This window comes from Haloquadratum walsbyi J07HQW2 (assembly GCF_000415985.1).
Lineage (GTDB): Archaea > Halobacteriota > Halobacteria > Halobacteriales > Haloferacaceae > Haloquadratum > Haloquadratum walsbyi_B.
In genome coordinates, this window is the sequence record NZ_KE356561.1 from 790,013 (window position 1) to 797,620 (window position 7,608).

General features: G+C 47.8%; 6 protein-coding genes and 4 pseudogenes. 6 read left to right on the forward strand and 4 right to left on the reverse strand.

Annotated features, from left to right (window positions below; all coding sequences use genetic code 11):
- Window positions 1-501 precede the first annotated feature (501 nt).
- Window positions 502-934 (reverse strand): annotated as a pseudogene (gene tnpA, locus J07HQW2_RS03640) (IS200/IS605 family transposase).
- A gap of 310 nt (window positions 935-1,244) precedes the next feature.
- On the opposite strand from tnpA, the gene J07HQW2_RS03645 reads away from it, so the two are divergent.
- On the forward strand, window positions 1,245-2,429 hold the full coding sequence (locus J07HQW2_RS03645; RefSeq protein WP_021053993.1) for an MFS transporter: 1,185 nt from the start codon (window positions 1,245-1,247) through the stop codon (window positions 2,427-2,429).
- Window positions 2,430-2,548: 119 nt separating this feature from the next.
- Here J07HQW2_RS03645 and J07HQW2_RS03650 read toward each other — a convergent pair whose 3' ends face one another.
- The gene (locus J07HQW2_RS03650) at window positions 2,549-2,749 is read right to left on the reverse strand and encodes a DUF7576 family protein (RefSeq protein WP_021053994.1); all 201 of its coding nucleotides are present in this window, start codon (window positions 2,747-2,749) and stop codon (window positions 2,549-2,551) included.
- 249 nt (window positions 2,750-2,998) lie between these two features.
- On the opposite strand from J07HQW2_RS03650, the gene J07HQW2_RS03655 reads away from it, so the two are divergent.
- The 4 genes and pseudogenes from J07HQW2_RS03655 to J07HQW2_RS03660 form a co-directional block, all read left to right on the forward strand.
- Complete coding sequence (locus J07HQW2_RS03655) at window positions 2,999-3,688, forward strand: FAD-dependent oxidoreductase (RefSeq protein WP_021053995.1); 690 nt, start codon at window positions 2,999-3,001, stop codon at window positions 3,686-3,688.
- 322 nt (window positions 3,689-4,010) lie between these two features.
- A pseudogene (locus J07HQW2_RS17590) lies at window positions 4,011-4,153 on the forward strand (DUF2080 family transposase-associated protein).
- 9 nt (window positions 4,154-4,162) lie between these two features.
- Window positions 4,163-4,228 (forward strand): annotated as a pseudogene (locus tag J07HQW2_RS17595) (hypothetical protein); the annotation flags it as partial.
- An 88-nt stretch (window positions 4,229-4,316) separates the two neighbouring features.
- Window positions 4,317-5,052: pseudogene (locus J07HQW2_RS03660) on the forward strand (RNA-guided endonuclease InsQ/TnpB family protein); the annotation flags it as partial.
- A gap of 48 nt (window positions 5,053-5,100) precedes the next feature.
- Here the strand turns inward: J07HQW2_RS03660 and J07HQW2_RS03665 are convergent.
- Window positions 5,101-5,451, reverse strand: a complete 351-nt coding sequence (locus tag J07HQW2_RS03665) for a winged helix-turn-helix domain-containing protein (RefSeq protein ID WP_021053999.1) — start codon at window positions 5,449-5,451, stop codon at window positions 5,101-5,103.
- 213 nt (window positions 5,452-5,664) lie between these two features.
- Here J07HQW2_RS03665 and J07HQW2_RS03670 point away from each other — a divergent pair, with 213 nt between their 5' ends.
- Entirely contained in the window at window positions 5,665-6,108 is a 444-nt protein-coding gene (locus tag J07HQW2_RS03670; RefSeq protein WP_021054000.1) for a universal stress protein, read from the forward strand.
- Between the two features lie 129 nt (window positions 6,109-6,237).
- On the opposite strand, the gene J07HQW2_RS03675 is transcribed toward J07HQW2_RS03670, so the two are convergent.
- On the reverse strand, window positions 6,238-7,608 hold a 1,371-nt coding region (locus J07HQW2_RS03675; protein WP_303703950.1), incomplete at its 5' end, for an RNA-guided endonuclease InsQ/TnpB family protein.

Sequence of the window (7,608 nt, forward strand, 5' to 3'; positions counted from 1 at the left end):
TTTCACGAGAGGGCAGTGCCACCGACACTGCCACCCATCGGCTTCCGAGGTCTACAGCGAGAACACCATCGTACTCGTCTTGTAATTCGACTCGCTGTTTTATCGAGAGGTGAGCGTAGTACTCGCCGTCTTCGTTGACGATTTTTGAGTCTTTCAGTTCGGCATCGTCAGGAATAGACTCGTGTGGGTTGATTGGGACATTGACTCCGCCGTACACTTGCGAGACTGGGATGTTCATCCACCAGTCCGCTACCTCAGTATCGTGCTGCTCGACATCGAACACGTCGTTACGGATGAACCATGGATACTCGTGGTCGTCCCGCAAGTTGTCCGTGTCGATGTGCGCATCAGCAGCTTGTTTTGTGGCGGAGTACAAGTCGGCGTCGTCGCCTCGAATGTAAGCTTGAAACTCGCTGAACTCGTCGTCGAGTGCCTCTTTCTTTATCTGCGTTAGCTCATCGGTGCGTATCTTGGCGACAATGGTCTTCTCTGCTTCCTGCCTCATTCGTCATCACCTGCCGAGCGTTGGTTCTCGACGTATTTTTTCAGTACATCCAGCGAAACCTGTCCTGTACTGATGAGACAGTACGAGTCTGACCAGAACTGGTCACCCCACAACTCGTCGTCAAGATCATCTTCGTACTCGTTACGGATGCGTCGTGCTGATGCTCCTTTGAGGACGTTAACAAATTTGGCGAGGTCTGTCGTGGGTTCTGCGTTGAGGACGAGGACGAGGTGAACGTGGTCTTTGTTGGCTTCGAGGTTTTTGATTTCGACACCGTAGTTGTCTGCAAACCCGTTGACCGTTGGAGACCTCATGGAGAAACTCCGCTCGCTCCGCTGTGAACACGTTTCGTCGGTAGTTCACGACGAGAACGAGGTGGTAGTGCAGGGAGTACACGGAGTGCGCTCCCGTACCAAGATCGTATTCCATTGGGTTCATTCTTATATTGGGTAACCAAATCGAAAACTGTTATTCCGTATTGCGTTTCTGTGGTTGTATCGGAATAGCGTACGGTTGTATCCCCGCCGTACTCACTCGCTTCGCTCGTTCCTTGAGGAAGGGGACTTAGCCTGCAATAGTTAAAATCTCCAGAATAGCTAAATAAGAGGGTCCATCCTGACAAAATTATATTATGACGCACGGTTTTACTCTGGAAGTAAATTAGTTTTGAATAAACAATTTTTGTACATGAACATTGAAATTCGGAAGCCTTCTGTCGGAGCCAGCCCAATGTACCACTGTGACGCGACGGCTCTTTGGAACTCTTTGTGGATTGGTTCTTCTCGTTAATTTTGGGCGGACTGTATTTGCGCCACTCGTTGAACCGCTTCAGACAGCTTTCAGCGTTGGTCCAGCAACAATTGGATTTGTGACAACACTTGTCTGGGTTGGCAGTGCGCTCCCGCGTATTCCAGTTGGATATGTACTTACTCGTGTTCCACGGCATCATGTTGTTATCGTAGCCGGTGGTTTACTCTCTACAGCGGCAGCATTTACTGCAAGTGCAAGTTCCGTTTGGATGCTTCAAGTGGGTGCGCTCGTGATTGGTATTGCCTCTGGCGGATACTTTGTTGCTGCCATCCCATTAATTGGTGAACTTCGACCGGATCAGGTTGGTCGGTCAATCGGAATCCACGGCACCGCCGCACAGATCGCAGCCGTCATCGCCGCACCTGTCGCCGTTGCTGCGGTAACAGCATTTGATTGGCGTGTAGCGTTTTGGGCACTCGCAGTGACTGCAGCTGTGACAACAATACTAGTTGCCATCACAACTCGTTCTATTGAAGAGCAAATTGGCACTGGACCTGACCGAAACTTCTCTGCAGTGCTTACACACTGGCGTGTCGTCGTAGTTGGACTCATTATGATCACCGTTGCTGGGTTTGTCTGGCAAGGTGTATTCAATTTTTATGTCTCATATCTTATCAACGCCAAAGCGATACCTGCTGCACAAGCCGGTGGATATCTCACAGTCATATTTGCGGCTGGGGTTCCTGCATTTTGGCTCTCAGGAGAGCTTGTTGATCGGTTCGCACCAGTTCCATACATTCTTACAATGCTTGGTGTGTACACCACATCATTGTTCATGCTTACCCGCGTCTCTGGTATTATCGGCATTCTTGGCTGCTCAATACTCATTGGATTCGCGATTCATAGTCTCTTCCCGGCATTAGATACATGGTTGCTTGGTGTTCTTCCGTCCGAGGTTCGTGCAAGTGCATATGCAGTTTTCAGTGGCATTGCATTATTAATTGAAGCAACAGGAAGTAGTGTTGTTGGATTATTAACTGCTGCCGGATATACGTTTGATACTGTCTTCACCTTCTTCGCTGCCGGAGTTGCTGTTGTGTTGATAGCACTACTTATTGCGTTTCGTGGTGGGTCAATTCCACAACCAGCAACGGTTGAGCCGACCGGAGAATGAGCGTGTGCGGTCACTCTTTCAGTGAGAATTATACTATATCTAGAAGTCAGGAATATACAATCGGGAGTGAGAAGAACTCAAAAAATTGCTGCCTGTGATTAGTTGGTAACTCAGTCTGATCAATCCTCAGCGGTGGAATTAGACTCAAATTCAGCATAACATGCCTCTGAACAGAAATGTCGATGTTGAGCAGTTCCGTCCTCGATCCAAGTGACAACGCGGTGAGTTGGCAACTGCACGATTGCTTCACTGCAGGTCGCACATACTGATGCATTAGACTCGTCGACATCCTCTCCAAGATCCGAGGTCGGTTCTACCATCTCTTTAGATACTGTTGGGCGACCGCACTTCATTCCGTCTCAGGCGGCGGAAATTGCCTCAGCGTAATAGTGAGTGAATCGTGACTGGCAGTTATTCTCCACTGTTGATATTAACGAGGACACTGTGATAATTCCATCATACGGCATAGTGTAATTAAAATAGAATATGCCCAGTATACTGTGACTATTCTTTTAACAATTTTCACTCAACGAGGGGTTTACACCCATCAAGACCCTAATATAGATATAATGGCTTTTTCTGAGGCAACAATCACGAGCGTTAGTGAAATCAGTCCAGACTGTAAGCAATATATTGTCGAATTGAATGATGGGAGCTTTGACGGTAAACCAGGACAGCATACAGCGATTCAAACTGATAACGGAGTGAAACCATATAGTGTTCTTGCCGTTGATGACACACAGATTGGTCTCATGCTTCGTGCATATGGGACCGATGGTGTCGCCGATTATATGGATGCACGGTCAGCTGGAGATGTCATTCAGGTAAAACCAACGTTGACTGGGAGTCTTACACTTCAACAGACAGACCGACCAGCAGTATTCATTGGCACTGGCACCGGTATCACACCACTCATTGGGCTTTTAGAAGAATACCTCGCCAATGGTGGTTCACAGGCAATATTCATGTTCGGCGAGAAAACACAGGATCAACTGCTGTATAAGCCGCTATTAGAGCAATACGAAGTGACGTATCCGGTTGACACGCGGTTTTCACTTTCTCGCGAGGAGTGGCATGGTCACACTGGATATATTCAAGAACAGCTCCCGAGTGTAATCGATTCACTGACGGATGATGCGGATTATTATATCTGTGGTGTGCCAACGGCAGTCGTTGCTGCAAAGAAACGATTAGATGAGTTGGGTATTCCATCTGACCAAGTTCATACAGAAGGCTGGGAAGACGCACAAGTGGCGTAACGAGTGATAGAATGACGTTGACTGTGGTATATGCTAGTAAATTTTAGCTGCATATAGTAACCCAAGTGGTGATCATACATCCAGGTCACGATGTTTAAGTTGTGAATATCAGCCAAATCATAAAGCAAAATTAGTTTAGCTGATCCTAGGCGGTAAGCCCCTTCCTCAAGAAGCAACGCAGACCGGTGATCGAGTAGCGCAGTAGGGAGCGGATACACCGCCGTCATCATTTACATACACTGTTCTCTATCACTACCCCCTACTCCACACCCGGCGTACCGACATCTTTAGCTCACGTTGAAACAATATCTAAATGCAGCTGATGGATAGACATGAAATCGAAGGTCAGGAACTCATCGAGGACAAAGTGAAACCGAGACCGGCAACGGCGCACACGTCCTCGTTCCGAAACGGTGGCGTGGCGCAGACGTGAAAATCGTCCGAACGTCCGAACCTGACGAATAGCTACCACCAATGCACTACACCGACAGATTCCAGCTTGACCCAACGCCTGAACAGCGTGAGCGGCTGGATTATCACCGTGATACCTGTCGGCAACTTTACAATCATGCACTCAATGAGTTTGAGCAAATCCCTGAACCGGTCGGGACACTCAACCAATGTGTGCGAGAGGTTCGCCTCATTCGCCGTCGACGGCAAACAGACACCCGAAAAACCCAGCTACCCCCGAGCGATGTGTCGAGACGGAATCAACGTTGGCATACTCAAATACGCCCACGGTACCGATGAAACTGCTGTCGGATCGCTTGAATTGTCGGACGAACGCGACCGGTTGGAACGTGCCCAACGTGATCTCTCACGGAAAGAGCACGGCTCACACAATTGGGAGAAACAACAGAAGGTCGTTGCCCAACGCCATGCTGACCTGAAACGAAAACGCCGTGAGTTCTTGCAGAAACTGTCGAACTACTACGCCACTGAGTCCGATCTCGTGGCTGTTGAGGATCTAGATGCGAGGGGGCTGGTTGCTGGTTGAACTCACTGGCAACTCTCGAACCCGAGCGTCGGAGGCGTGGGGAATGGTCAAGCGGATGCTCGAATACAAATGCGACTGCGAAGGCACGCACTTTGCGGCGGTCGACCCGAAGTATACGACCAAGCAGTGTGGTAACTGCGTCGTGAAAACTGAGAACCCACCATCATGTGGGTTTGAAGTGGATCGGAACGCGAACGCGGCGATCAACATCCTTGCTCGCGGTCTGCAACAATGAGAAGTGGGACACTCCAAAGAAACGCCTGTGGAGATTGTGCTCCCTGTGAATACATCCATCTCTGCAAAGCGTGTCGTTGAAACAGGAAGCCCCACCCTCAAGGATCGAACGGCTAACGCCGTGAACGAGTAGGGTGGGGTAGTTCACACGGCACTGAGATACACTTCCAGTGGAATTATCTCAGATGATACGCGAGTTACGTCTCGAGTTATGCTGTCGCACTCGGCTGAGTTGTGAACTGTGTTCCGACCGATAGGATAGATCCATCTCCATGTTTTCCCTGTTAAACTGTATCGTGATTTTATCGACATTACGTTGGTATACCTTCCTGTGTCGGCGTTGATCAGAGAGAGCATCATCATGAAATTCGAGGAGACTAGCATCAGTAAGCTGGTCAATCCGACGATAGCATGTTGCAATTGGAACACCGAGTCTTTCGCTCAGTTCCTGCGCAGATTGTGGCTGATTGCTCACACGAAGGATATCCGCATTATATTTGCTTCCAATTGCAGCCAGAATTTCTTTATTCATACTTGAATTCTTTTTGATACGTATTTTAAGATATCGATTAGTACGTCCAAATATAACATTAAAACACTAAATATTCTAATATCGATGGACATTTATAGATAATTATGGAATATATCGATTATTATATCTAATTTATATTGAGGATAGCAATACTATCTTGACCGGAAATTACCCACTATATATAAACCGGTTGATGATGAATAACGTCGGTATATGTACGATCATATACTTGTTCCAACGGATGGTAGTGAATGTGCAGACGAGGCAGTCACACATGCGTTTAATCTCGCAACACAGCACGACGCGGAAGTTCACGTACTGTCAGTCGTTGATGCAAGAGATATTAGTCATGGCGCCCCAGCAGTTAGTCCCGCACAGATTGAATCAACCCTCCGTGAGAACGCACACGACATGACTGATGCAGTTGAGGACCGTGGTGCTGATACTGGAGTTAATGTCACGCCAGCAGTTGAAGCCGGCATTCCTGACGATGCCATTGTTACATACGCTGAGGAACATGATGTTGATCTCATTGTTATGGGAACGCACGGTCGGACCGGACTGGAGCGATACCTTCTTGGAAGTGTCACCGAACGCACTGTCAGACGGTCCTCGGTTCCAGTGCTGACTGTACGCACAGATACTGATGCCGCATAATTCCTAGTCTGAGCTCCCAATAGGACTCAGATCGTTGGATTTCTTCGAGAGAATACTCAAGTTGGGTGTTTCCCTGATTTTAAGAGATTTCGTGCGGAAGATCAGCTATTGTCAGTGAACTACCCTACCCTACTCACTCACCGCTTTCGCGGTTCGCTCCTTGAGGGTAGGGCTTCTGTGCTCTCGCATTAGATTTTCTGCTTCTATAGCCAAATTAACGGCAGTATTTGAAAGTAGTGCATCACGGTGATGACTACCCTCAGAGATACCAGCCTCCACAGACATTGTGTTACTGCTGTACTCGGACTGTCCCAGCCCTAACTCTTCCTTCTCAAACTCCACTCCCAATTTCTTTAATCCAAGCTGTTGAACTTCCAAAGACGAATTATAATCTCTATCTACTGTAAATCCACAGCTTGGACAGGAATGTTCTCTCACCCATAATGGTTTGTCAGACCCAACACCACACTTCGCACATCGCTTTGTTGTTCCTTCTGGTGGTACTTTCACTATATGACATCCATTCTTGTTTCCATGTCGCTCAAATGCTTGGATTGTCGCATACCACGACATTGCGGAGATATTCCGAGCGTTCCTATCCTGCTGAGTCATCGAAGCCACATCCAAATCTTCAAGAAACACAGCATCGTATTCTTGCGTGTACCAGCAGGCGAGCTTCTCACGATAATCTTCTCTTCTGTTTCTCAATCTTTCATATGCTCGTACCAGCGACTGTCGGGCTTTATTCCAGTTCTCGGATTCGTATTGCTTGCGAGAAAGTGAGCGGTGTCGTCTCTCGACTCGCTCACGGTCTTTCTCCTCGTCCAGTCGGGCAAACGCCCGATTATCTGAATCGTGAATGAACTTGGTAATACCGAGGTCGATTCCAACAGTATCCTCTATAGAAATATTCTCGACAGTGGGCTTTTCTGGATAGTCAGCGTCGTATTTGACCACAATACTTACTGTCCAGTCGCCCGTTTTCTGCTTTTTGAGTATAACCTCAGTAATTTTAGCGTTTTGATTTTGTTTGGTTGGGAGTGGTCGATGGTAGTCCAAGTTGAAATTACCAATCTTCGAGAGGTTCACGATAGCGTGACCATCCTGACCCGTGTTATTATCCACGTCAAAGCCAGACTGGTTGTACTTTATGCTACGGTATTCTCGTGGTGATTTCCACTTGAGACGACCAACATCGAATCCACGTTCTTCGAGCGAGTCGAGGACACTTTCGCTATTTTTGATACGGCGAACTGCCATTTGAAGGCATTTTGAGTACACTCCTTTCCACTCAGACCATTCTCGCTTCCATTTGGGAAGCATATTCTGCATCGTGTTATAAGACGGTTTGTTATGATCTGGTGCAGGTCTGTACTCTTGTGTGAGTGCGTGATTGTATACCTCTCGACAAGTCTGAATGGCATTCCAAGCACTCTCAGCAGTAGTGGTGTCCTCTGGCACTGCTCGATATTGGAACGCTTCTTTTACCACTAATTCTGT